This is a genomic window from Novosphingobium sp. AAP1 (genome assembly GCF_001295765.1).
Taxonomy (GTDB): Bacteria; Pseudomonadota; Alphaproteobacteria; order Sphingomonadales; family Sphingomonadaceae; genus Novosphingobium; species Novosphingobium capsulatum.
On record NZ_LJHO01000013.1, the window covers coordinates 21473 to 45457 of the forward strand.

Annotated in this window: 20 protein-coding genes; 7 read left to right on the plus strand and 13 right to left on the minus strand. The window is 65.6% G+C overall.

What is annotated here, in order from left to right; all coding sequences use genetic code 11:
• Positions 1-5 precede the first annotated feature (5 nt).
• Positions 6-395: a DUF4440 domain-containing protein gene (locus tag IP65_RS17425; protein ID WP_054132456.1), complete on the plus strand. Its 390-nt coding sequence runs from the start codon at positions 6-8 to the stop codon at positions 393-395.
• Positions 396-910: 515 nt separating this feature from the next.
• On the opposite strand, the gene IP65_RS17430 is transcribed toward IP65_RS17425, so the two are convergent.
• The gene (locus IP65_RS17430; protein WP_054132491.1) at positions 911-1339 is read right to left on the minus strand and encodes a VOC family protein; all 429 of its coding nucleotides are present in this window, start codon (positions 1337-1339) and stop codon (positions 911-913) included.
• Positions 1340-1391: 52 nt separating this feature from the next.
• On the minus strand, positions 1392-2135 hold the full coding sequence (locus IP65_RS17435) for an SDR family oxidoreductase (RefSeq protein ID WP_054132457.1): 744 nt from the start codon (positions 2133-2135) through the stop codon (positions 1392-1394).
• 153 nt (positions 2136-2288) lie between these two features.
• Between IP65_RS17435 and mtgA the strand changes: the two genes are divergently transcribed.
• On the plus strand, positions 2289-3002 hold the full coding sequence (mtgA, locus tag IP65_RS17440; RefSeq protein WP_054132458.1) for a monofunctional biosynthetic peptidoglycan transglycosylase: 714 nt from the start codon (positions 2289-2291) through the stop codon (positions 3000-3002).
• Between the two features lie 349 nt (positions 3003-3351).
• Here the strand turns inward: mtgA and IP65_RS17445 are convergent, their stop codons facing one another.
• Both IP65_RS17445 and IP65_RS17450 read right to left on the minus strand, forming a co-directional pair.
• Positions 3352-5940: a TonB-dependent receptor gene (locus IP65_RS17445; protein WP_054132459.1), complete on the minus strand. Its 2589-nt coding sequence runs from the start codon at positions 5938-5940 to the stop codon at positions 3352-3354.
• A gap of 412 nt (positions 5941-6352) precedes the next feature.
• The gene (locus IP65_RS17450) at positions 6353-7153 is read right to left on the minus strand and encodes a metallophosphoesterase family protein (protein ID WP_054132460.1); all 801 of its coding nucleotides are present in this window, start codon (positions 7151-7153) and stop codon (positions 6353-6355) included.
• 253 nt (positions 7154-7406) lie between these two features.
• Here IP65_RS17450 and IP65_RS17455 point away from each other — a divergent pair, with 253 nt between their 5' ends.
• Positions 7407-8201 carry a TorF family putative porin gene (locus IP65_RS17455; protein ID WP_054132461.1) on the plus strand — a complete coding sequence of 265 codons (795 nt, stop codon included), beginning with the start codon at positions 7407-7409 and terminating at the stop codon, positions 8199-8201.
• A 73-nt stretch (positions 8202-8274) separates the two neighbouring features.
• Here the strand turns inward: IP65_RS17455 and IP65_RS17460 are convergent, their stop codons facing one another.
• The 3 genes from IP65_RS17460 to IP65_RS17470 are packed head-to-tail and all read right to left on the minus strand — an operon-like array spanning position 8275 to position 14218.
• Positions 8275-9798, minus strand: a complete 1524-nt coding sequence (locus tag IP65_RS17460) for an efflux transporter outer membrane subunit (RefSeq protein WP_231627768.1) — start codon at positions 9796-9798, stop codon at positions 8275-8277.
• Positions 9795-12980, minus strand: a complete 3186-nt coding sequence (locus IP65_RS17465) for an efflux RND transporter permease subunit (protein ID WP_054132462.1) — start codon at positions 12978-12980, stop codon at positions 9795-9797. Before IP65_RS17465 ends, IP65_RS17460 begins: the two co-directional genes overlap by 4 nt.
• The gene (locus tag IP65_RS17470) at positions 12980-14218 is read right to left on the minus strand and encodes an efflux RND transporter periplasmic adaptor subunit (protein ID WP_022676083.1); all 1239 of its coding nucleotides are present in this window, start codon (positions 14216-14218) and stop codon (positions 12980-12982) included. The genes IP65_RS17465 and IP65_RS17470 overlap by 1 nt, the downstream gene beginning before the upstream one ends.
• 261 nt (positions 14219-14479) lie before the next feature.
• Between IP65_RS17470 and IP65_RS17475 the strand changes: the two genes are divergently transcribed.
• Positions 14480-15790 carry a dicarboxylate/amino acid:cation symporter gene (locus tag IP65_RS17475; protein ID WP_054132463.1) on the plus strand — a complete coding sequence of 437 codons (1311 nt, stop codon included), beginning with the start codon at positions 14480-14482 and terminating at the stop codon, positions 15788-15790.
• A gap of 12 nt (positions 15791-15802) precedes the next feature.
• Here the strand turns inward: IP65_RS17475 and IP65_RS21455 are convergent, their stop codons facing one another.
• From IP65_RS21455 to IP65_RS17495, 4 genes are all read right to left on the minus strand, one after another.
• The gene (locus IP65_RS21455) at positions 15803-16030 is read right to left on the minus strand and encodes a hypothetical protein (protein ID WP_156306689.1); all 228 of its coding nucleotides are present in this window, start codon (positions 16028-16030) and stop codon (positions 15803-15805) included.
• Between the two features lie 218 nt (positions 16031-16248).
• Positions 16249-16971 carry an endonuclease III gene (gene nth / locus IP65_RS17485; protein ID WP_054132464.1) on the minus strand — a complete coding sequence of 241 codons (723 nt, stop codon included), beginning with the start codon at positions 16969-16971 and terminating at the stop codon, positions 16249-16251.
• Between the two features lie 5 nt (positions 16972-16976).
• On the minus strand, positions 16977-17711 hold the full coding sequence (dapB, locus tag IP65_RS17490) for a 4-hydroxy-tetrahydrodipicolinate reductase (protein ID WP_054132493.1): 735 nt from the start codon (positions 17709-17711) through the stop codon (positions 16977-16979).
• A 34-nt stretch (positions 17712-17745) separates the two neighbouring features.
• Positions 17746-18675: a LysR family transcriptional regulator gene (locus IP65_RS17495; RefSeq protein WP_054132465.1), complete on the minus strand. Its 930-nt coding sequence runs from the start codon at positions 18673-18675 to the stop codon at positions 17746-17748.
• 109 nt (positions 18676-18784) lie between these two features.
• On the opposite strand from IP65_RS17495, the gene IP65_RS17500 reads away from it, so the two are divergent.
• Positions 18785-19834, plus strand: a complete 1050-nt coding sequence (locus tag IP65_RS17500; protein WP_054132466.1) for an NAD(P)-dependent alcohol dehydrogenase — start codon at positions 18785-18787, stop codon at positions 19832-19834.
• A gap of 72 nt (positions 19835-19906) precedes the next feature.
• Positions 19907-20638: an NAD-dependent deacylase gene (locus IP65_RS17505; RefSeq protein WP_022676090.1), complete on the plus strand. Its 732-nt coding sequence runs from the start codon at positions 19907-19909 to the stop codon at positions 20636-20638.
• Positions 20639-20823: 185 nt separating this feature from the next.
• Here the strand turns inward: IP65_RS17505 and IP65_RS17510 are convergent, their stop codons facing one another.
• Positions 20824-21612: a HesA/MoeB/ThiF family protein gene (locus tag IP65_RS17510; RefSeq protein WP_197279275.1), complete on the minus strand. Its 789-nt coding sequence runs from the start codon at positions 21610-21612 to the stop codon at positions 20824-20826.
• A gap of 82 nt (positions 21613-21694) precedes the next feature.
• Here IP65_RS17510 and IP65_RS21765 point away from each other — a divergent pair, with 82 nt between their 5' ends.
• On the plus strand, positions 21695-21856 hold the full coding sequence (locus IP65_RS21765) for a hypothetical protein (RefSeq protein WP_197279276.1): 162 nt from the start codon (positions 21695-21697) through the stop codon (positions 21854-21856).
• A gap of 265 nt (positions 21857-22121) precedes the next feature.
• On the opposite strand, the gene dnaA is transcribed toward IP65_RS21765, so the two are convergent.
• Positions 22122-23564 carry a chromosomal replication initiator protein DnaA gene (gene dnaA, locus IP65_RS17515; RefSeq protein ID WP_062788037.1) on the minus strand — a complete coding sequence of 481 codons (1443 nt, stop codon included), beginning with the start codon at positions 23562-23564 and terminating at the stop codon, positions 22122-22124.
• Positions 23565-23985 lie beyond the last annotated feature (421 nt).

Genomic DNA, 23985 nt, shown 5'->3' on the forward strand with positions numbered 1-23985 from the left:
GTGGCATGAGCCACCCTGCCGATCTTGCCATCCGCCTGCGCCGCGCCGCATTCAACCAGGCCCTGGCCGACGCCGACCTGGCCGCGATCGGACCCTTGCTGGCGCCCGACGTCGTGCTGGTGACAGGCAGCGACAGCGCCGTGCTGGCCGGGCGCAAAGCACAACTCCAGGCGTGGAAGCGCGAGTTCGCCGCCAGCCCGCGCAGCATCTATCTGCGCACGCCGGCGACGATCGAGGCATCGGCGGTGGAGCCAATCGCCCTGGAACAGGGAGAGTGGCAGGGCCGCCACGCCGATAGCGGCGCGGTTTACGCCAGCGGACGCTATTGCGCCAAGTGGCGGCAAAGCGATGCAGGCTGGGTCATCGTGGCCGAGATATTCGTGACCATGGCCTAAAGACCGGCGCGGTGAGAGGCGACGGCCAGCCCTGCGGCCAGCAAGCGACCATCCGGGCCGGTGCGGGCCGGCGACCAGATCTCCCATGCCCTTTTTTCATTGATTTACAACGGCACTGGCCATCCACAACCTTGCGGTAGTCGCCGCTTGCGTTCAGCGGGAGCTGGGCAGCTATCGCGCGGCAAAGGCGCACGCCGACTTGGCGCGCGATGCGGAACACTGTCACAAACTCGCCAGTAACCAAGCGACGCACCATGATCTAGAATTTGAAGCGGCGCACGCTCCCGCTCGATCACCGCGTGGGGCCAGCGTCCGATTAAGGTCCAAGCGGCACCGCCGCCGGCCCTGCCGGCATTCGCCAAAGCCTGGCCGCCGCTGGTGTCGTAGTATCCCCCGACGATGTGCAGGCCTGCACTGAGCTGACATCCTATGCCCTGTCGCTGCCCGACTGATCATAGGATGTCAGCGCGCCCACCGTGGTCATACCTGCGGGCGGGCGGTGACATGTCCTGGATTTACCAGGTGCCGGTATTGGGCATGCTGACCCACGGTTCAGCCGGATCGAGGCGGCCGTTCTGGAGCAATTCCACCGAGATGCCATCGGGCGTCTTCACAAAGGCCATGTGCCCATCGCGCGGCGGGCGGTTGATGGTGATCCCGGCATCGGCCAGCGTCTGACACGTGGCGTAGATATCTTCCACCTGAAACGCGAGATGGCCAAAGTTGCGCCCGCCCGCATAGGTTTCGGCGCTGCCATCCTCGGCCGGCCAGTTGTAGGTCAGTTCCACTTCATAATCCTGGCCGGGCGCTGCCAGGTAGATCAGCGTGAAACGGCCCTGCTCGCTGGAAAAGCGGCGCGTTTCCTGCACGCCGAGCAAATTGAAGAACGCAATCGTCGCATCAGGATCGGCCACCCGGATCATGGTGTGCAAAAACTTGGTCATCGTCTGGTTGCTCCGTTCAATGCGATGAATGGGTGGCATATGCCACGCGGGCTCAATGCCCGTTGAGGTTGTGAAAGATCGTGTCGAACGTGCCGTCGCGCTCGGCATGGCGAAATGCCAGCGTATTGGGCACGCAGATTTCGGCCGGCGTCGGCACTTGCGAAAACAGGTCCATGACCTGGGCGATATAGGTTTCCAGCGGCAGATAGCCTTCGCGGGTTTCCTGCCCCGGGGTCAGTCCGGTCTGCACGGCGGGCGGGGCCAGCTCGATGACGTCCACCTGGCCGGTCAGTTGCGCGCGCAGCGACTGGGTATAGGAATGCATCGCCGCCTTGGTCGCGCTGTAGGTCGGGGCTGCCGCCAGCGGCACGAATGCCAGGCCCGAGGTGACGTTGACGATTACCGCATCGGGCTGCTGCGCCAGGTGGTTGACCAGGGCATCGGTCAGGCGGATCGGGGCAAGCAGATTAGTCACCACCGTGGCCTCGGCATCGGCCAGATCGCGCGTGCCGCGCAGATCCTCGAACCGCATGATCCCGGCATTGTTGACCAGAACATTGAGCGCGGGAAAGCGCGCCGTCACTTCGGCGGCAAAGCTGGCGACCGCAGCGGCGTCGGTCACGTCGAGCGCCATGGCGTGAAGCCCGTCGCGCCCGGCCACGGTTTCTTCCAGGGTGGCCAGCGTGCGGCCGGTGACGATGACGGTGTTGCCCGCCGCATGCCAGGCCTGGGCGAGTGCGCGCCCGATGCCGCTGCCCCCGCCGGTGACGAGGATGGTGTTGCCGCCGGTTTTCATGAAGACTATCCTTTTTATGTCGCGTGCAAAGTGGGGGCTGGCCCTACTGATGGCAACTCCCTGCCCGAAAGTTTGCGCCGCCATGCGCGCGGTGGAAGCATCCCGTGGCGTCGCCGGATTGATTGCCATTCCGCAGCGCGGCATAAGGCGGGCATGTTCAAGCACCTCATGCCCTCCCGCCCGTCCCAGGAACGCTCCATGGCCTGGCGGCTCGGCTGGTGGCTGGGCCGCGCCATCGTCGTGTTCCTGGTAGGCAGCGTGCTGTGGGTGCTGATCTACAAGTGGGTGCCGGTGCCGATCACCGCCACGATGTTGATGGACGGCAACAGCATATCCAAGGACTGGACGCCACTGACGCGAATCGACCGCACGATGGTGGACGCAGCGATCGCAGGCGAGGATTCGCGGTTCTGCACTCATCACGGATTCGATCAGGCTGCCATGCTCCAGGCATTCGAACGCAACCAGCAGGGCGGCCGGATTCGCGGCGGCTCCACCATCAGCCAGCAGACAGCCAAGAACGTGTTCCTGTGGCAGGGCGGTGGCTATTTCCGCAAAGCCCTGGAAGCTTGGTTCACCGTGCTGATCGAGCAGATCTGGGGCAAGCGGCGGATCATGGAGGTCTATCTCAACGTCGCGGAAACCGGCATCGGCACCTATGGCGTGGAGGCCGGCGCCCAGCGCTATTACAACAAGGGCGCGCTGCACCTGTCACGGATCGAGGCCGCACGAATCGCTGCGGCCTTTCCCCAGCCCAAGGTGCGTGAAGTAACCGGCGCGAGTGGCTTTGTGCGCCGCCATGGCAATGCCATCGCCGCGCGGTCTTCGGTGGTGCGCGGCCAGTACGATACCTGCGTCTACCAATAATAGCGGAAAGGCCGCCTCCCGGTGGCGGGAGACGGCCCCTCCAGCGTGTAAGCCGAGCCGCCGGATATCACATCTTTGGCAGGCAGGGCTTGCCCCCTTCTTGCCGCAGGATCACGCATTCAACCGGAACAACAATGCTGCAAAGCACAACACCGAAAAGCGGGCGTTCGTTCCCGGCCGCATTAAGCCGAGCCTAGAATGCCGCAGTTGGCCCAGTCCTGGATAGTGCAGTGCAGCACGACTGGTCGCATCATGCGCGCATCCCGGCGCTGCGGCGGACCGCAATGAAAAACCCGCCGCCATCCGAAGGGATGACGGCGGGCTTTTTAGCCAGCTCTGTCCGAAGGGATCAGAAGCCGAAGCTGAGCGTCGCGATCAGCGTGCGCGGCGGGCTGAGCTGCGCATAGGTGATCGGGTTGCCGTTGGTGGCCTGGCTGAGCAGCGTGCCGTCAAAGCCGCCGACATAGTTCACGTCGAACACGTTGGTGACGTTGAGCTGCAGGAACGTGCGTTCGTTGAACATTTCCGCAACCTTCGACAGGGCCAGCTTCGCGTCGAGATCGACGACGGTGTACGGGCGCGTCTTGGCCGGGAAGATTTCCAGCTTGCCGCCGCTGTTCACATAGAACGGCAGGTTCTGGTCGTTCACATAACGCGGACCGGTACGCTTGGCCTGCACGCCCAGCGAGAGCGGGCCGACCGTACCGTCGACACGGCCACCGAAGGTGTAGACCGGGGCGCCGGATTCACGCTTGCCAGCCGTCTGGTAGAACGCCTGGGTGCCGGCTGCGGTGCAGCCATACATGCCCAGCGTCACGTTGGCCGCAGAGCAGGTCCCGGCATCGACGTTGTCGCGGATCTTCGAGTGCAGGTACGAACCGAACACGTAGAACGAGAGATCCTTGGTCGGCGCATAGGCCAGCGAGCCGTCGAAGCCATACTTGTCCACGCGACCGAGGTTGCGATAGATCGAAACCTGGAGATCGCGGTCAAACGCCGAGGCGAGACGGTTCTGGTAGATGGTGTACCAGGCCGAAACCTGCGCCAGCAGCGGGCCGGAACGGAAGCGCACACCGGCGTCGAAGTTGTCGGTCGTTTCCGGATCGGGCTTGGCCGCAGCATTGCTCAGCGGGAAGTAGAACGAGTTGTACAGGTTGTCCGTACCCGGCACCTGCAGACCCTTCGAATAGTTGGCAAAGATGCTGGCCGACGGCGCCACCTTGAGCGTGAAGCCCACGGTGGGCAGCGGCTTGCTGTAGGTGAACACGCGCTGCTGCGGTGCCGCCCAGCCGCTGGTCGGCAGGCCGGCCGCGGTCACGACATAGGGATTGGCGGCAGCATTGGTCGCCAGATCGCCCGAGGTGGCATAGCACGCCACGCCGCCGCTGGCGCCAGTGGTGAAGCACTTGTTGTTCAGGTTGCGCTTCATGAACGGCATGCGCAGGCCGACGTTGACCGACAGCGCATCGAACGTGCCGCGGTATTCCGCCGAAACCTGATGCAGGATCGCATAGGACAGGCGGTTGCGCTTCTGGACGATGTTGCCCTTGGCGTCCGTCAGCGCGTTTTCCGACGGGAAGTAATCCACCCCGAAGCCGTTGGTGTAAAGGTTGCCCAGTTCACCGGTCTGCTTGTGACGGCCACGGTCATACGAATAGGCCACGCGGATCGTGTTGTTCGGGTTGATGTCGTACCGCAGCGAGGCAAGCAGGCCGAGACGCGCGGTCTTGGTCTGGCTCGGCGCCAGCAGGCGCACGGTGTCGCGCAGATCGCCGTCGCCGTTGAGATCACGGCCGAAGTAGTAGTTGCTGCCATTGAAGCCGAGCGTGCCGTTGGGTGCTGCCGCTTCGGTCGCCACGACGGTGCCGCCACCGTTGGCGCTGGTCCACTGGATCGACGGATCGACCGTCAGCACCAGGCCATCGGCCAGGGTGAAGCGCGTGTTGATGCGCACGTTGGCCGTGTCCGACGGGTTGTAGCGGTATTCGTAGTCAGAACCGCACGAGTTGGCCACATCGGCAACGCCGGCGTTGGCCGCCGCGGTGGTGCAGCGGGCTTCCTGATAGAAGCGCTCGTCACCGTTGAGCGGATAGCGGTTGGCCGACGAACCACCCACAACGCGCGAACCGTAGTTTTCGGTCCACATCGGCACCGAGCCGAAGAAGTTGTTGCGGTTCTTGTTGTAGTGGCCGGCGATCGAGATGAAGTCGCCGTTGCTGCCCAGCGGCTGATAGAGCTTGGCGTTGAACTGCTTCTTGTCGATCTTGCCGATACCGCCGAACACGGCGTTGTTGGTCGCGCTCGACGCCGTGATCCAGCCACGCAGGCCCGAGGCCGTCAGGTTGCCGGTGTCAACTTCGCCATAGATGCGCATGAAGTTGAAATCGCCCACCGAACCCAGCATGCGCGCGTGGAAGTCTTCGGTCGGCATGCGCGAGCGATAGTTGACGGTCGAACCCGAAGCGGCGGCCGTGGGCGAGTCGACGTCGGTGGTGCCGAGGTTGACGTTGACCTGCTCGATGATTTCGGGGTCAAGCTGCTGGTTTGAATAGAGGGCATAGTTGCCGGTGTCGTTCAGCGGCATGCCGTCGAACGTCTGCGAAATGCGGGTGTTGTCAAAGCCGCGGATGAACAGCTTGCCGCCGGCCGAACCGAACGGATCGTTGTTCTGGAAGCTGACGCCCGGCACCAGGTTGATGATGTCGTTGATCGTCTGGCCCGGCGTCTGGTGGGCGATGATCGTCTGGTCGAGAACCTGCTTGGCCTTGGGCGTGTCGGGCAGCTGAACGCCGTTCACCGACTTGGCGGCATGGCCGCTGACCACGATGGCCTGCTGTTCGAAATCGACCGAGCCGGTGGACTGGGCAAAGGCGGGCGTGCTGGCCAGAGCCATGCCCAGCGCCAGCATGGAGCCGGCAGTAAAGTGCGAGCGGTGCATTGGTGTCCCCGTTGCGTGTAATCAGTCGCCGCGATGCAACGACAGAAAGATGATCCGTCCCCGCTGCCATCAGACGACCCGACGCATGGCAGGGCGCCGGCACAAATCTTCCACGCGCCGGCAGGCCTCCCTGACCGGTTTCTTGTGACACGAAAATGACAAAATTTCTGCAATTTTTACTTGATTTTGGCGTTCGCGACAAAATGCTTCAGGATCAAGCGCGCAGTCTTGCCAATCATTTCAAGTGAAAGCAGTCAGGCGCAATGATGGTGCAGATTGTGGCGGCTTCGCAACAACAGCAAAGAATTTGCGCAAGTGCGAAACATTTGGCACCAAAGCAAACGCTTGTGCCAAGACCAGCCGCAGTTTGCGGTGAAATCCGCCTGGCGTTACGGTCCGGCGGCCGCGCCCGTCAGGCCGCAGCCTCTGCCGATTCGTCCTGCGCCACCAGCAGCCAGCGCTCCGCGCCTTCCAGCCCGACGGCAGTCAACCGACCCGAGGCATAGGCGCCGGTATCAATGCCGACACGCAGCGGCGAAAGCTCCGGCTCGTCGACGATGGTATGGCCATGCACCACGGCGAAATCGCGCGGGGTGCGGTCGGCGATGAACTCCCCGCGAATCCAGCGCATGTCGCCGGGCACTTGTTCGTCCAGCGCCACGCCGGGGCGAATCCCGGCATGCACGAAGACATAGTCTCCGATGCGAATCTGGTCTTCCAACCCGCGCAGGAATGCGATGTCGGCCTGCGGCACGAAATCGGGCATCGCGGCACGCAGTTCTTCCAGCGTCATCCGCGCATAGTCTTCGGGATCAATCGGATAGCTCAACAGCGTTTCCCGGCCACCATGGCGCAGGAAATGGCGCAGGGTTTCATCGCGCTCGAACGCGCCCAGGAACATTTCCTCGTGATTGCCGGCCAGGATGCGCACGCGGCGGCGCTGCGCCCAGCTTCTGGCCCGGTCGATCACGCCCGCGCTATCGGGCCCACGATCGATCAGGTCGCCCAGCAGGATAACCGTGGTTTTCACCACGCCTTGCCCGCTGCGTGCCGCATCGTCGGCTTCAATGAGGCCGATCATCTGCTCGAACAGGTCGAGCCGGCCGTGAATGTCACCCACCGCATAGACGCGTTGGCCCGAAGGAACCAGCGTGGGCGGCGCAGGCGGTTCTGCCCGCGCCCCGGAAACGAGTGACTTTAGCAACTTCAGCATGCACCGGCCGTAACGATCATTCGCCAAACTATATGGGCGCTGCCACGGCCGAGACAAGCGCCAGAAACACTATGATGCACAAAAGACACATTCCAGAACGAGAATGCCACGGTCGGCGGAATGGTCTTGTGCAACGCAGCAGGCGGCGGCATCCAGATAAGTGCAAGTCGTCAACCAGCCCGCGCAAGAAAGAGGCCGGGGCGATTTGTGCAGGCGGGGCGACGCGTCAAAGACAAAATTAAAGAGGTATTTCATGCGTACGTCCATCAAGTCGCGCGTGGCCAAGGTCGCCACGGCGTTCAGCCTTGCCGTGCTTGCCGGCTATGCCGTGCCTGCCATGGCCGACGAGACCGCGCCCCCGAGCGATTTCAAGGTGACTGGCGCCGCCGGCGTCATCAGCCAGTACCGGTTCCGCGGCATCTCGCAGTCCAACAACCTGCCGGCCGTCCAGGGCACGCTGACCCTGTCGCACAGCTCGGGCTTCTACGTGTCGACCTGGGGTTCGAGCGCTTCGCCCAGCCCGGCGGTCAACATCGGCGGCACCGAAATCGACGTCTATGGTGGTTTCACCCACGGCCTCAGCAACAGCGGCGTGACCGTCGACGTGGGCCTCTATGGCTACATCTATCCGGGTGCGCCGGGCCTCAACTTCTATGAAGTCTATGGCTCGCTGTCCAAGGCGCTCGGCCCGATCAACGCCAAGGCCGGTATCAATTTCGCCCCGCACCAGAAGAACCTGGATGTCTATGCCACGCGCACCGACACCTATGTCTATGGTGAACTGTCGGGCGCCATTCCGAACACGCCGTTCACGATCCACACCCACCTGGGCCACACCGGCGGTTCGTTCAACTATACCAAGGAATACATCGACTACACCGCCGGTGTCAGCACCGCGTGGAAGAATCTGACGCTCGATTTCTCGGTCGTCGGCACCAACGTCAGCCGCCAGGATGCCGCCAACAATCCCTTCGCCGGGGTTTCGGGCGAGCAGATGTATCGCGCCGGCAAGACGGTTGGCGTGGTCTCGCTGATGGCCTCGTTCTGATCGCGTAACGTCGTTCGCCCAAGGGCAACAGGGGAAAGCCCGCGTCGGATCACCGACGCGGGCTTTTACCGTTTCAGTGCCCGGTTGCCGCTGCGCCTTGCGGCGTCTGCAGGCCGCCACCCAGCGCCACGAACAGGCCAACGGTGTCTGACAGGCGCGCTGCCTTGGCTGCCACGTATTGCGCCCGCGCGGTCTGCGCCACGGCGCTGGCGTTGAGCACCTGCAGCGTGCCCACCCCGCCCAGCTGCAACTGCCGCTTGACGAAGCCCAGGCTGGCCGAAGCCGCCGAATCGCCACGCTGCGCGATCGACAGCGCGGTGGCGTCGGCCGACAGCGCGGTCAGCGCATTGCTGACATCCGCAAAGGCCTGCAGCGCCGTGCCGCGATAACCGGCCTTGGCCGCATCCAGGGCATGCTCGGCCGCCTGCTGCTGCCGCTTGAGCGAGCCACCATGGAAGATCGGCGCGGCCAGGGCGCCCAGCAACTGCCAGAACGGATTGCCATCGGCAAACATCCGGCCGAAGTCTTCCGCCGTGCCGCCCGCCGTAGCCGACAGCGTGAGCTGCGGCAGGCGCGCAGCCATGGCCACCTTCACGTCGGCCGCCGCGCCTTCCAGCGTGGCCGCTGCCGCCGCCACGTCGGGCCGGGTCTTGAGCAACTCGGCCGGCAAGGCCATTGGCAGGTCTGCCGGCAGCGTCAGGTCTTCCAGCGCCGGCATGGCCGCGCCGTTGTCGAACACCGGCATGCCCGGCGCCTTGCCGATCAGGATCAGCAACGCGGCCTGGTTGGCGGCACTGGCGCGCACCAGCGGCGGCAGCGTGCCTTCCACCGCGGCCAGCGCGGCTTCCTGTGCCGCCACGTCGGCATGGCCCACCGCGCCCAGCTTTTCGCGCTGGCGCAGCAGGTCCAAGACCTGGCGACCGCTGGCGATCGCATCGCTGTTGGCGGCGATCTCGGCATCGAGCGCGGCGTTCTGGATCACTGCCAGCACCACGTTGGCCGCCACCATCGAGCGCATGGCATCGGCCTGGGCCTGGGCCACGGCGGCAGCCGCCTTGGCCGATCGCACCCGCGCCGCGCCGCCGCCGAACAGGTCGGGGGAATAGCTGACGCTGACCTGCGCGGTATGCAGCGAGAAGACCTGCGGATTGGGATCGGCGATCGGGGTGGAGAGGCTGCGCGACAGGCGCTGCCGCTCGCTGGTCAGCCCCGCATCAAGCTGCGGCAACAGCGCGCCGCGCGCCACGCCGATCAGCGACTGCGCCTGGGCCACGCGGGCTTGGGCAGCAGCCAGATCGGCATTGGCCGTCAGCGCGCGATCGACCAGGGTGTTGACGGCCGGGCTGCGGAACGCCTGCCACCAATCCTTGGCCACTGCCGTGCCGGGGTGAACCACCTGCGATTGCCCATCGCCGGTGATCGGCTGGTTGAGCAGATCGGGCGGCGCGCTGCCCGCCGGGGTGGGCGGCATCGGCACGGCTACGGTATTGACCACCGGCGGCGCCTTGGCGGCGCCGGCCGTAGCCAGCATGGTGGAGGCCAGCAGCATGCCACTGGCCAGGGTGCCCAGCGAACGGCGCATCGGGAAACGGATCATGCCGGCTCTCCTTCATGCGGCATTGCGGTATCACCAGCATCGGTATCGGCCCCGGCGCGCTTGCGCGGCCCGGCGACCCGGCTGGAGAAACGGTTGATGAGCAGGGGCAGGATCAGCAGGATCAGCACCGGGGCCAGCGTCATGCCGCCCACGACCACCAGGGCCAAGGGCTTTTGCACCTGGCTGCCGATGCCAGTGGCCACTGCCGCCGGCGCGAGGCCGATCGCCGCCACCAGGCAGGTCATCAGCACGGGCCGCAGCGAATTGGTGGTGGCGTGGCGCAACGCATCAAGCCGTGCCATGCCTTCGTCCATCGCCTGGTTGAAGCTGGTCACCAGCAGGATGCCATCCATCACCGCGATCCCGAACAGCGCCACGAAACCGATCGCTGCCGAGATCGAGAACGCCGTGCCGGTGAGCATCAGCCCCAGCACGCCGCCCACCACGGCCATCGGAATGACCGAGAAGGCCAGCAGCGTATCGCGCAGCGAGCGGAAGTTGGCATAGAGCAGGCCGAGCATGAGCAGCAGGCTCAGCGGCACGACGATTTCCAGACGCGCCACCGCGTTCTTGAGGTTGCTCATCTCGCCCGCCCATTCCAGGCTATAGCCTGCAGGCAGCACCACATTCTTGGCAATGCGGGCCTGCGCTTCCTCCACCGCGCTGCCCAGGTCGCGATCACGCACCGAGAACTTGATCGGGATGTAGCGTTCCTGGTGTTCGCGATAGATGAAGCTGGCGCCGGTGGTGAGGCGGATATCCGCCAGTTCCGACAGCGGCACAGAGATTGCCGTGCCATCGGGCGCGGTCGCCCCCACGGTGATGCGCTTGACCGCTTCCAAGCTGTCGCGCTGGTCCGCTTCCAGCCGCACCATGATCGGGAAGTGGCGATCGGTATGCGGCTCGTAGAGGTCGCCCGGCGACGTGCCGCCGATGGCCGCCTGAACCGTCTGGTTCACGTCGTCCACACTCAGGCCATAGCGCGCGGCCTTTTCGCGATCCACGTCGATGCGCACGGTCGGCTGGCCCAGCGACTGGAAGATCCCCAGGTCGGTAATACCGCGCACCTTGGCCATCTGGTCACGCAGCTGGCCGGCAATCTTCTCCAGCGTCACCAGGTCGGGGCCGAACAGCTTGACCGAGTTGGCGCCCTTCACCCCCGATGCGGCCTCTTCCACGTTGTCCTCGATGATCTGCGAGAACGAGAAGTCGACGCCGGGATAGCGCGATTGCAGCTTGGCCGAGAGATCGGCGACCAGCTTTTCCTTGTCCATGCCCTTGGGCCATTCATCGAACGGCTTGAGCGGCACGAAGTATTCCACGTTGAAGAAGCCGGTGGCATCGGTGCCGTCGTCCGGGCGGCCGTGGGCGGAAAGCACCGCGGTCACTTCGGGGTATTGCATGATGTCACGGCGGATCGCGCGGGCCACCGGCTCACCCGCATCGAGCGAGATCGCCGCCGGCAGCGTGGCGCGGATATACATGTTGCCTTCTTCGAGGTGGGGCAGGAACTCCACCCCCAGCGAGCGCACGCCGACAAAGGCGCCGATCACCATGATCGCGGCCGCACCGATCGCCAGCAGCTGGTTGCGGAAGCAGAACGCCGCCGCCGGTTCGTAAACCCGGCGAATGCGCGACACCAGCCAGGTCTCGGCCTCGTCCAGCTTGTCGGGCAGCATCATCGCCGAAAGCACCGGCGCCACGGTGAACGTGGCGATCAACCCGCCGATGATGGCATAGGCATAAGTCTTGGCCATCGGGCCAAAGATGTGCCCTTCCACGCCGGTCAGCGTGAACAGCGGCAGGAAGCTGGTGATGATGATCGCTGCGGCAAAGAAGATGCCGCGGCTTACTTCGTTGCTGGCCGCCAGGACCGAGCCGATGCGGCTGGCAAAGGTATAGCGCCCGCCCTCATGCGTTTCCACATGGTGCGATCGCTCGGCCATGTGGCGGAATATGTTCTCCACCATGATGACGGTGGCATCCACCACCAGGCCAAAGTCCAGCGCCCCCACCGAAAGCAGGTTGGCGCTTTCCCCCTGCACCGTCAGGATCAGCACGGCAAAGGCCAGGGCAAAGGGAATCGTGGCCGCCACGATCAGCGCGCTGCGCAGATTGCCGAGGAACGCCCACTGCAGGAAGAAGATCAGCAGGACGCCCGCGACCAGGTTTTCCATCACGGTGCGCGTCGTCACGCCGATCAGTTCAGACCGGTCATAGATGCGTTCGAGATGGACGCCCGGCGGCAGCACGCCCGTGCTGTTGATCTTCTGGACTTCGGCTTCCACCGCCTGGATCGTCGGCATCGACTGCGCGCCGCGGCGCATCAGCACGATGCCCTGGACGATGTCGTCATCGCCGTTGAGGCCGGCGATGCCGTTGCGCGGCATGTTGCCGATCTTCACCGTCGCCACGTCGCGCACCAGCACCGGGGCGGTGCCATCGCGGCCCACCGGGGTGGTTTCCAGCGCATCGACCGACTGGATCAGGCCGATGCCGCGCACGATCGCGCTCTGCGCGCCAAAGTTGATGGTCTGGCCGCCGACGTTGGCATTGGCCTTGCCCAGCGCGGCGATCACCTGCGCCACGGTCAGGTGGTGGGCTTGGAGGCGGTTGTTGTCGACCACCACGTCATAGCTGCGCAGCTTGCCGCCCCAGCCAGTCACGTCGACCACGCCGGGAATGGCGCGGAAGCGGCGTTGCAGCACCCAGTCCTGCAGCGTCTTCAAGTCTTCAACCGAATAACCCTTGGGCGCGGCGATGCGATAGCGATAGATTTCGCCCACGGGGCTCGTCGGCGAAATCGTCGGCACCGCGCCGCCCGGCAGCTGGGGCAGCTGCGCCAGGCGGTTGATCACCTGCTGCTGGGCTTGTTCGTAATTGAAATCATAGGTGAACTGGATCTTCACGTCCGACAGGCCGAACAGCGAGATCGCGCGGATCGCCGTCATGTGCGGCAGGCCTGACATCTGCACTTCGATCGGAATCGTGACGTTGCGTTCCATTTCCTCGGCCGAAAGGCCCGAAGACTGGGTCACGATTTCCACCATCGGTGGCACGGGGTCGGGATAGGCTTCGATGTTGAGATTGTAGAACGCGATGCCGCCCGCCACGAGCATCAGCACGAAGAAGGCGACAATCGTCAGGCGCTGGCCCAGCGCATAGCGTACCAGCTTGACCATCAGTCGAGCCCCGCTTCGTTCACGAAGATGGCGCCCTGGGTCACGACCTTTTCACCCGGGTTGAGGCCGGAAATGATCGTTACGCGGCCATCGTGGCTTTCGCCGGTCACCACGTCGCGCGCCTTGACGCGGCCGTGGCCCAGCCACACCCACACGCGGGCGCTGTCGCCCTCGTGGATCACCGCCTCGGCCGGCAGGCTGAGCAGGTGCGGGGTCACCGGGGCCGTCGAAACTTCCTTCTCGGGCGTTTCAATAGTGAAGTTGGCAAACATCTGCGGCTTCAACGCGCCATCGGCATTGGGAATCGTGGCGCGCACTTGCAGGCGATGCGACACCGGATCGATCTGTGCGCCGACGTTGTCGATTGTTGCGTCAAACGTGCGGCCGGGGAATGCCGTGGCGGTCACCACCACCTTGTCACCCAGGTGCACGCGCGATGCGTCGCTTTCGGCCACCTGCGCCACCAGCCACACGCGCGACAGATCGGCGATCAGGAACGCCGGCTGGCTGCCGGCGGCATTGGCACCACCGGCCACGTACTGCCCCTGCGCGATTGAGCGGGTTACCACCACGCCACCGATCGGCGCGCGCAGCACCGCATTGCTGCCAGCACCCGTGCCGGCGCCGAACACGCCCAGCTTGGCCTGGGCGGCGGTCACCGCGGCATTGGCAATGCCCAGTTGCGATTGCGCGGCCACCAGGTCGCTGCGCGCCTGCTGCAGATCCTTCAGCGCGCCACCGGCGGTGCGATAGATTTCCTCGGCACGCTGGGCGTTTTCGGTCGCCACGCGCACTTGCGCCGATGCGCTGGTGCGCTGCGCCAGGGCGGCAGCCAGGGCGTTGCGCGCATCGGCGATGTCGGTGGTGTGCACCGACAGCAGCGGGCTGCCAGCCTGCACGCGATCGCCGTTCTGCACGAAGACCTGCTGCACCTGGCCCGAATAAGGCAGGAACACCGGGGTCGAGCGCGTTTCGTCCACCGTGATCTGGCCGCTGGCGCCCGTGCGGGCATAGCCATCGTCCGCGCCGGCCGTTTCGATCTTGAGGCTGGCCACCTGGCTGTCGGTCAGTTGCACTTCGCCGGCCGGCAGCGGGGCCGCCACCGGCTCGGGCTGGTGCATCCAGGAACGCAGGGCAGTGGCTCCTGTCGCCACCAGGGCCACGGCGGCAACCGACAGGGCCAGAACCCTGATCTGCTTGGCACGGGACATCTGCGGCACGGCGTGTTCGAAATTCATGGCGCGCGGTCTTCTCTTCGGTCCAAAGATGGCAGCTTGTCTATCAACCGTTGCAGGCGAGAGACAGGCCGATGCTGCCCTCTGGCCCACGCCGCCTGTCCGCGCCACTAGCGGTCTCGTTAAATTACCGTAATGCAGGCCATCCGGCGTGCCCGGCCCGCCGATCGCCCGCGCATCCCACCGCGGCGTTGTGCAATCTGTCCACGCCGCCTAGGGTCTGCCACCAGACCGTCACACCTGAAACAATTTGCGGAGCATCCCTTGGCCCGGCGCCTTACGCTTTACATCGTCATCGCCATGATCCTGGGGATCGCCACGGGCTATTCCCTCAACCGCGCGCTGCCGGCCGACAGCCCAACGCTGGCGACGGCCGCCGAAACGCTCAAGCTGCTGCCTGATGTGTTCCTGCGCCTGATCAAGATGATCATTGCGCCGCTGATCCTGGCCACGCTGGTGTCGGGCATCGCCGGCATGGGGGACAGTGCGGCGCTGGGTCGCATCGGCGGGCGGGCGCTGGGCTGGTTCATCACTGCCAGCCTGGTGTCGATCAGCCTGGGCCTCTTGCTGGTCAATCTGTTCCGCCCCGGCCACGGCCTGCAGTTCGCCGCCTCGGCAAAGGTCGGCGATCTCGCCACCGCCGATTTCACCGTGCACCATTTCGTGCTGCAGATCGTGCCGACCAGCCTGCTCGATGCCATGGCGCAGAACAACGTGCTGCAGATCCTGGTGTTCTCGCTGTTTGCCGGCCTGGCGCTGTCTGCCATCGGCGAAAAGGGCGCGCCGCTGCTGCGCGGGGCAGAGGCGCTGGCCAGCCTGATGCTGACGATGACCGACTATGTGATGAAGGCCGCGCCGCTGGCCGTGTTCGGCGCGCTGGCGGCGGTGGTCGCCACCAAGGGCCTGGGCATCATCGTCACCTATGGCGTGTTCGTGTCGGAATTCTATTTCGCGCTGCTGCTGCTGTGGGGCCTGCTGCTCGGCCTGGGCGGCATCTTCCTGGGCAAGCGCGTGCTTCTGCTGGCGCGCTATATTCGCGAGCCGGTGCTGCTGGCCTTTTCCACGGCCAGTTCGGAAAGCGCGCTGCCGCGCCTGTTCGAACAGCTCGATCGGTTCGGCGTGCCGCGCCGCATCTCGGGCTTCGTGCTGCCGCTGGGCTATTCGTTCAATCTCGATGGCTCGATGATGTACACCAGCTTTGCCACGATGTTCATCGCGCAGGCCTACAACATCCCGCTATCCTGGCAGCAGCAGATCGCCATGCTCCTTACCCTCATGGTCACGTCCAAGGGCATCGCCGGCGTGCCGCGCGCCAGCCTGGTGGTGATCGCCGCCACGCTGACCCAGTTCGGCCTGCCGGTCGAAGGCATAGCCCTGCTGCTGGGCGTCGATACTTTCCTCGACATGGGCCGCACCGCCACCAACGTGGTGGGCAACGCCGTGGCAACCGCGGTCATCACCCGCTGGGAAGGCATGCTGCAGGTGCCGCTCGATCCCGATGCCCCGGCCCCGGTGCCACCGCACGATACGCCGGAACACGGCCGGCGCGGCCTGCATCTCGACCAGGGGCAGTAACGGCGAAAAAGGTTATTTGGCCAGCGTCACCGGCTGAAACTGGCCCAGCCCGCAGGAACCGCGCGGGCCGCCGCCCGGCCCGGTCTGCAACACGGTGATCACGTCCACGCTGCACAGTTGCGCCTGGCTGGTGGCATAGCCGAAGGTCTGCTGGAACCCCAGGCCATAGCAGCGCTGGGGCAGCGTGTTGCGATACCAGCGATTGCCGACGCGGAAATCGATCGTCCAGTCGTCGCGCACCCGGCTTTCGCTGATCTGACTGAGCGGAATGCAGCTTTCCGCCCGGCCGATCGGGGTGGCGGCAGGGGTCTTGGGCGAATGGCCATCGGCGCCAGCGCTGCGCGGCCCATCACCGGGCGTTCAGGCCGCCAGCGGCATAAGCAAGGCGAAAACCGGCAGCAAGGCGGCAACCGGGATCGAACGAACCATGGCACTCTCTCCTTGGCATGGCGCGTGGATCACGCCGTTTTTGTGGCAACCGCCTGTTTCTTGGCGACCTTTTTCTTCGTAACCACTTTCTTCTTCGCAACCGGCGGCTTGGCCCCCTGTTCCAGCACCTTGGGCTTGAAGCCGCACAGGTCCACCACCGGGCAGCGCCAGCATTCGGGCGTGCGCGCCTTGCAGATATAGCGCCCATGCAGGATCAGCCAATGGTGCGCGCCCAGGCGAAACGGCCCCGGCACCTTCTTGTCCAACTGGGCTTCCACCGCTTCGGGGGTCTTGCCCTTGGCAAGGCCGGTGCGGTTGCCAACGCGGAAGATGTGCGTGTCCACCGCAAAGGTTTCCATGCCGAACGCGGTATTGAGCACGACATTGGCCGTCTTGCGCCCCACGCCGGGCAGCGCGGTCAAGGCATCGCGGTCTGCCGGCACCTCGCCGCCATGGTCGCGCACCAGGATTTCCGACAGCGCGATCACGTTCTTGGCCTTGGTGTTGAACAGGCCGATCGACTTGATGCGTTCCTTCAGGCCTTCCTCGCCCAGGGCAACCATCTGCGCCGGCGTCTTCACCTCTTGGAACAGGCGCCGCGTCGCCTTGTTGACGCCCACGTCGGTGGCCTGCGCCGAAATCGTCACCGCCACCAGCAACTGATAGGTGTTGCCATAGGCCAGCTCGGTTTCGGGCGCGGGGTTGGCCTCGGCCAGGCGGCGAAAGAATTCGAAGATCTGGTCCTTCTTCAAGGCGGTCAGTCTCCCAGCCCCAGCACCTGTGGCATGGTATAGCGGCCCGGCCCCTGGGCCAGCAACCATTCGCCGGCGCGGATCGCACCCTTGGCAAAGATGCCGCGGTTTTCCGCCAGGTGCGACAGGCTCAGGCGCTCGTTATCGGCCAGGAAATGCACCGTGTGATCGCCTGCCACGCTGCCACCGCGCAACGCGGCAAAGCCGATCGTGCCGGTCTCGCGCTTGCCGGTCATGCCATCGCGCCCGCGCACGGCCACGTCCTTGAGGCCCACCTGGCGGCCGCGCGCCGCCGCTTCGCCCAGCAGCAGCGCCGTGCCCGATGGCGCATCCACCTTCATGCGGTGGTGCGTCTCGACGATCTCGATGTCCCAATCCGTGCCCAGCCGCGCCGCAGCCTCCTGCACCAGGTGCGCGAGCAGCGTCACGCCGAGCGAGGTATTGCCGGTCTGCAGCACGGCAATCGAAACCGCCGCCGCATCGATCAGCCAATGGTGCCGTTCTTCCAGGCCCGTCGTGCCCACCACGATCGGCGTGCCGGTGGCGATCGCGGCATCGAGGTTGAACTCCAGCGCGGCCGGGGCGGAAAAATCGACCAGCACATCGCTGGCCTGGGCCAGCGCCATGACATCGCCATCGCGGTCGATCCCGCCCGCCAGGTCGTGCCCGGCCGCCGTCACGGCGGCTTGCAACGCCTGCCCCATGCGCCCCGCGCTGCCGATGATGCCGATGCGTGCCATGTCCGTTGCGTCCTTCTGCTCTGCCGCGCCCCCCTTACGGCGTTCGCCCACCCGCGGTCGAGACAGAATGCGCCGGCCGCCAGCGCAAGCCATCGATCACCACGCGCAGCGCGGGCGAAACATGCGCGCGACTGGGATAATAGAGGTGATAGCCGGGATAGGGCTCGCACCAATCGTCGAGCACCTGGATCAGCCGCCCGGCGGCAATATCGGCCGTCACGCTGCTTTCGGGCAGGAAGGCAAAGCCCAGATCATCGCGCATCGCCTGCGCGGCCAGGGCCAGCGTGTTGACGGTAAGCGGCCCTTCCACCCGCATGCGCAGCGCCTCCCGCCCGCGCGAAAATTCCCAGGCATAGATGCCGCCGCGCGTGGGCAGGCGAAAGTTGATGCACGGATGCGCTGCCAGGTCGCGCGGATGGCGCGGCAGATCGCGCCCGGCGCAGAATGCCGGCGTTGCCACCACCACCATGCGCAGATCCGGCCCGATCGGCACCGCCACCATGTCGCGCGCCAGGATATCGCCCGATCGCACACCGGCATCCAGCCCGGCCGCCACGATATCGACCAGGCCATTGTCGACCAGCACTTCGACCGAAATTTCGGGCCAGGCGCGCAGGATGCGGCGCAGGCCCGGCCATACCACGGTTTCGGCCGATCCCTCGTCCACCGTCAGCCGCACCAGGCCCGATGGCCGCGCCAGGCTTTCGCCCAGGGCATCGACCGCCGCATCGATCGCGGCGAAATGCGGCGCCACCCCTTGAGCCAGCCGCTCACCCTCGGGCGTGGGCGCCACGGCGCGGGTCGTGCGGTTGAGCAGGCGCACCCCGATCTGCGCTTCCAGCCCGGCGATCGTGCGGCTCAGTGCCGATTGCGAAGTGCCAAGTTGTGCGGCGGCGCGGGTAAAGCTGCGCTCGCGCACCACGGCCAGAAGCGCGCGCAGGTCATCATGGTCGGGGCGGATCATTGATGCATTCCTGATATCAGTCCATGCCCTAATTGCCCCATTATCAGCTTAATGGCGATAGCCTAGAGAGGCCGCCATCCCTCTCCCCCTGTTTGAAAGGACCTGCTGCATGACCGTCATGGCCTATGCCGCGCCTGCGGCCGATCAGCCGCTTGGCCCCCTTGCCATCACCCGCCGCGAACCCGGCCCCAACGATGTCGCCATTTCTATCGCCTGGTGCGGCGTGTGCCACTCTGACCTGCACACCGCCCGCAACGAATGGAACAACGCGGTCTATCCGGTGGTGCCAGGGCACGAGATCGTCGGACACGTCACGGCCGTTGGCGCCGATGTCACCAAGTTCAAGGTGGGTGACACCGTCGGCGTTGGCTGCATGGTCGATTCGTGCGGCCACTGTGGATCGTGCCACGATGGGCTGGAACAGTTCTGCGAAGAAGGCATGACGCAGACCTACAACTCGCCCAGCAGCGATGCCCCCGGCCATACGCTGGGTGGCTATAGCCAGGCAATCGTGGTCGATCAGGGCTTTGTCCTGCATGTCCGCCATGCGCCCGACCAGCTCGCTGCGGTTGCGCCGCTGCTCTGCGCCGGGATCACCACGTGGTCGCCGCTGCGCCACTGGAACGTGGGGCCGGGCAAGAAGGTCGGCATCGTCGGCATTGGTGGCCTGGGCCACATGGGCGTCAAGCTTGCCCGCGCGCTTGGTGCCCACGTCGTGGCTTTCACCACCAGCCCGGCCAAGCGCGAAGAAGCCCTGGCGCTCGGCGCACACGAGGTCGTCGTCTCGCGCAACGACGATGAGATGGCCGCCCATGCCGGCAGCCTCGATTTCATCCTCGATACCGTGGCCGCCAGCCACAACCTCGATGCCTTCGTCACCCTGCTCAAGCGTGACGGCACGCTGTGCCTGGTCGGTGCGCCCGAACATCCGCATCCCAGCCCGACCGTGTTCAACCTGATCTTCGGCCGCCGCTCGATCGCCGGCTCGCTGATCGGCGGCATCGCCGAAACCCAGGAAATGCTCGATTTCTGTGCCGAGCATGGTATCGTCTCGGAAATCGAAACCATCGCCATGCAGGATATCAACCAGGCCTGGGACCGCATGGAAAAGGGTGACGTGCGCTATCGCTTCGTGATCGATTCGAGCACGTTCGCCTGATCCTTCCGCGCTGGCCATCCCTGGCCCTCATGCCGGATTGGCACACCCGTGCCGATCCGGCATGATCGCGGCATGAGCCTGCCCAAGCATATCGTGATCCTCACCGGCGCCGGCGTTTCGGCCGAAAGCGGAATCGACACTTTCCGCAGCGGCGCCAATGGCGGCCCCAGCCTGTGGGAGCAACACCGCGTGGAAGACGTCGCCACGCCCGAGGCCTTTGTCCGCGATCCCGATCTCGTGCTGCGCTTTTACGACATGCGCCGCGCCGCCATTCAGGAAAAGCTGCCCAACGCGGCGCACCGCGCGCTGGCCCGGCTTGAGCACGCCTGGCCGGCCAAGGTGCCGGGCGGCAGCGTCACGCTGGTGACGCAAAACGTCGATGACCTGCACCGCCGCGCCGGATCGGACAATCTCATCCCCATGCACGGCCAGCACCTTTCGGCCTGGTGCACCGCGTGCGACAGCCGCCATGCCTGGACCGGCCCGCTGATCGACCGGCCACCCTGCCCCAGCTGCGGCACCGCAGCGCTACGGCCGGATATCGTCTGGTTCGGTGAAGTGCCCTATCGCATGGACGATATCCACGATGCCATGGCCCGGGCAGACCTGTTCGTGTCGATCGGCACCTCGGGGGCGGTCTATCCGGCCGCCGGCTTCGTGCGGCTGGCGCGGGAAATCGGCGCCGAAACGCTCGAGCTCAATCTCGACCGCAGCCAGGGTTCGGCCTGGTTCCACGATACCCGCCTGGGCCCCGCCACGCAGATCGTGCCCGATTGGGTGGATGAACTGCTCAAGACACCGTGATTTTCAAAGGAGCGCGAAAGAGCCCGGACAAGGTCTCCAGGGAGCCTCGGTCCGGGCCAAGTCCCAGGATCGTGGCTCGCACCACGCGCCTGTCGGGTCGCACTTGTTGTCTACGCGCGCGTGGCGCTACCGCCATCCCCTGAACGCGGTATGGTTACGCTTTTTTTCACACCCCACGTCGGCGTTCAGGCGGCGGGTCGGTCGGTGCCACAGGTGGTGCAGGCTGGATCGTGCGCAATCCGCATCGTGCGCAGGCCGGGCTTCAATCCATCGATCACGTGCAACTGGCCCCACTGCGGATCGCCCAGGCTGGCCACGCCTTCCAACAACACGCGCAGCGCCGCCATGGCGCCGAATGTGCCGACCATGCCGACCATCGCCCCCAGCACGCCTTGCGCCGCGCACGTGTCGCAATCGTCGGCATCGAATGCGTCGCCCACAAAGCAGCGATAGCAGGCCTCGCCCGGCCGATGCCCGGCAAAGTTGGCCACCTGGCCCTGGAACCGGCCAAGCGCCGCACTGGTCAGCGGCACGCCGGCTGCCACGCAGGCATCAGATACCGCCAGGCGCGTGGCAAAGTTGTCCGATCCGTCCAGCACCACATCAGCCCCGGCGATCAGCGCGGCGGCGTTGTCATGCCCGATGCGGGTACGATGGGCCTGCACCACCAGGTCGGGATCAAAGCGCGCCACCCACTGCGCCGCAGCCTCGGCCTTGGCATGGCCCACATCGGCCAGGGCAAAGATCGTCTGGCGCTGAAGATTGGATGGCTCGATCACATCATCGTCGATCAGGGTCAGCCGCCCCACGCCCGCGCCCGCCAGGTATTGCAAGGCCGGCGCGCCGATCCCGCCCACGCCCACCAAGACCACATGCGCGCCCATGATCCGCGCCTGGCCCGCGCCGCCCACCTCGGGCAGGACGATATGGCGGGCAAAGCGGTTCAGGCGGTCTGGCATAATGGCGGGCGTCATGGCCGTGGAGGTAGGCGCCCGCGCGCAAAAAGGCGAGAGGCGCCGTTTGCAAAGCCGCTGCCGCGCGCCCACACTGCCGGCCATGAAAGACCGGATCTGGATCGTGCTGATCCTCGCCCTGCTGCTGGGCGTGGTAGTCGGCTGGTGGGGCAAGGGCCGCTGGGCCGAACACGCATGCCAGGCCAGCGGCGGCACGTGGTACGATACCGCCAGCGCCTGTGGAAAAGTCAGCGCAAAAACCTGATCACAAACTGTGCATCACCGGCCGATAACCCGGTGCAAAACCCTGTGCATGACAGCAGGATAACCCCGGCAAAAGCCGGGTATGATCCTGCGGAAAAGCTGCGCACAACCATGGGGACAGGGCTGGGGACAGGCCTAGGGACAGGATTGCGCACAACCCTGTGGCAAACCTGTGCGCAAGCCGGGCACAATCCTGTGCACGCGCGGTGGAGCGGTGGTGGAAACCCGGCCCCGTCACACGGGGCCGGGCATCACAACGGTGTGGGTCAGTCTTCCAACTGGCGCAGCAGGGTACGCACGTCACCGTCCATGTCGGCATCGCGGCTACGCAGATCCTCGATCAGGCGCACGGCGTGAATCACCGTCGAGTGATCGCGACCGCCAAACTTGCGGCCGATTTCGGGATAGGACCGCGGGGTGAGCACCTTGGCCAGGTACATCGCCACCTGGCGCGGACGCACCACGGCGCGGGCGCGGCGCTTTGACGCCATTTCCGAGCGATCGACGCGATAGAACTGGCACACGGTGCGCTGGATCTCGTCGATGGTGATGCGGCGGCGGTTGGCCGACAGGATATCGGTCAACTGCTCCTCGGCCAGTTGCAGGCTCACCTGCTGGCCGGTCAGCTGGGCAAAGGCGATCAGCTTGTTGAGGCCACCGACCAGTTCGCGCACGTTGCGGTTGATCGTGCGGGCGAGGAATTCGACCACGTCTTGCGGCACCTGGGCGCTGGTGAAGCGCGACAGGCGGTGCTCCAGGATCTGGCGCCGCAGCTCGATGTCAGCAGCCTGTATATCGGCGACGAGCCCCATCGAGAGGCGTGAGAGCAGGCGCTGTTCGACCCCGTCGAGCGCCTGGGGCGCGCGATCGGCCGCGACTACCAGGCGCTTGCCGGCGCTCAGCAGGGCATCGATGGTGTGGAGGAATTCCTCCTGGGTGCTGGCCTTGCCGATGATGAACTGGATATCGTCCACCAGCAGCATGTCGAAGCTGCGCAGGCGGCTCTTGAACTCGATCATCTCGTTCTGGCGCATGGCCTGAACGAATTCGATCATGAACCGCTCGGCCGAGCAGTAGAACACCCGTGCGCCCGGCCGCGCGGCCATAAAGCCGTTGGCAATGGCGTGGAGCAGATGCGTCTTGCCCTGCCCGGTGGAGCCCTTGAGATAGAGCGGCGAGAACTGCGGCTTTTCGGCCGCCGCCATGCGCTGCGCGGCATTGAGCGCCAGCACATTGGCACTGCCGGTCACGAAATCGCCAAACGTCAGCGACGGATCGATGCCCGAGGCCGACACATCGAAGCCAGCCACGGTCTGCGGCGCCGGGGCGGCAACCGGACGGCTGGCCGGGGCCAGCGTCGGCGCGCTTTCGTTGGCAGCCGGCACGCGCAGTTCGGGCGCAGCACGGCCGCCCACGCGCAGCTCGGGCATGGCCCGGCGGCGCGGGTGCACGGTGATGCGCACCTGGCGCACTTCGGCCCGCGCGATCTTCCAGGCAAGCGACAGGCGATCGGCAAAGCGATCCGCCACCCAGTTGGCCGAAAATTCGGTGGGCAGAAACAGGTCCAGCGTGCCGGTTTCCTTGCAGAAGCTGCCCAGCTGGATCGGCTTGATCCATTGCGTGTGCAGTTGCGGACCCAGATCCTTCTTCAGCCCCTGGCTGATGTCGGCCCAATCGGCCGCCAGGTCGAGAGCTTCCTGGTCCTCCATTCCCCCGTCACGTCCTTTCCGAAGCGCCGCGGCCTGACCGGCCCCGCGCCCATTGGTTGTTGCAAGGGCAGCGGTTCCAGCCTGGGAACCTGCCAACCCTCGGGAATTGCCACCTTGGGAACCGAGCGCGGCCGTGCCACCTGCACCGCCGCTCGCACCGCCGAAATGATCCATCTTCACGCTTCGCCGTCCCACCTAAATTTCCAGGCCTGCGGCCAGATACCCCCGAATTGCGGACGCCCGACAAAGGCGAGCGTGTCCGCCCAACGCGGCTTTTCGGACAAAGACCGACCAACCACGCCCGCAGACACAGCTTACCCGTCCGCCGATGCCGCAATGGGCACGGCGGATGCCGTTTTGAGCGATGTTCCGTGACACCACACACCGGTCGTTCTGCATCACAGCAAAGCGGCCAGCGCGC

Coding starts and splice junctions, on each gene's coding strand:
- IP65_RS17430 (WP_054132491.1), bottom strand. CDS start 1,339: ATGACCAAGTTTTTGCACACCATGATCCGGGTGGCCGATCCTGATGCG.
- IP65_RS17450 (WP_054132460.1), bottom strand. CDS start 7,153: ATGCTGAAGTTGCTAAAGTCACTCGTTTCCGGGGCGCGGGCAGAACCG.
- IP65_RS17470 (WP_022676083.1), bottom strand. CDS start 14,218: ATGAATTTCGAACACGCCGTGCCGCAGATGTCCCGTGCCAAGCAGATC.
- IP65_RS17495 (WP_054132465.1), bottom strand. CDS start 18,675: ATGATCCGCCCCGACCATGATGACCTGCGCGCGCTTCTGGCCGTGGTG.
- IP65_RS21765 (WP_197279276.1), top strand. CDS start 21,695: ATGAAAGACCGGATCTGGATCGTGCTGATCCTCGCCCTGCTGCTGGGC.
- dnaA (WP_062788037.1), bottom strand. CDS start 23,564: ATGGAGGACCAGGAAGCTCTCGACCTGGCGGCCGATTGGGCCGACATC.
- IP65_RS17510 (WP_197279275.1), bottom strand. CDS start 21,612: ATGACGCCCGCCATTATGCCAGACCGCCTGAACCGCTTTGCCCGCCAT.
- IP65_RS17425 (WP_054132456.1), top strand. CDS start 6: ATGAGCCACCCTGCCGATCTTGCCATCCGCCTGCGCCGCGCCGCATTC.
- IP65_RS17455 (WP_054132461.1), top strand. CDS start 7,407: ATGCGTACGTCCATCAAGTCGCGCGTGGCCAAGGTCGCCACGGCGTTC.
- IP65_RS17445 (WP_054132459.1), bottom strand. CDS start 5,940: ATGCACCGCTCGCACTTTACTGCCGGCTCCATGCTGGCGCTGGGCATG.
- dapB (WP_054132493.1), bottom strand. CDS start 17,711: ATGGCACGCATCGGCATCATCGGCAGCGCGGGGCGCATGGGGCAGGCG.
- IP65_RS17465 (WP_054132462.1), bottom strand. CDS start 12,980: ATGGTCAAGCTGGTACGCTATGCGCTGGGCCAGCGCCTGACGATTGTC.
- IP65_RS17435 (WP_054132457.1), bottom strand. CDS start 2,135: ATGAAAACCGGCGGCAACACCATCCTCGTCACCGGCGGGGGCAGCGGC.
- IP65_RS17460 (WP_231627768.1), bottom strand. CDS start 9,798: ATGATCCGTTTCCCGATGCGCCGTTCGCTGGGCACCCTGGCCAGTGGC.
- IP65_RS17505 (WP_022676090.1), top strand. CDS start 19,907: ATGAGCCTGCCCAAGCATATCGTGATCCTCACCGGCGCCGGCGTTTCG.
- IP65_RS17500 (WP_054132466.1), top strand. CDS start 18,785: ATGACCGTCATGGCCTATGCCGCGCCTGCGGCCGATCAGCCGCTTGGC.
- mtgA (WP_054132458.1), top strand. CDS start 2,289: ATGTTCAAGCACCTCATGCCCTCCCGCCCGTCCCAGGAACGCTCCATG.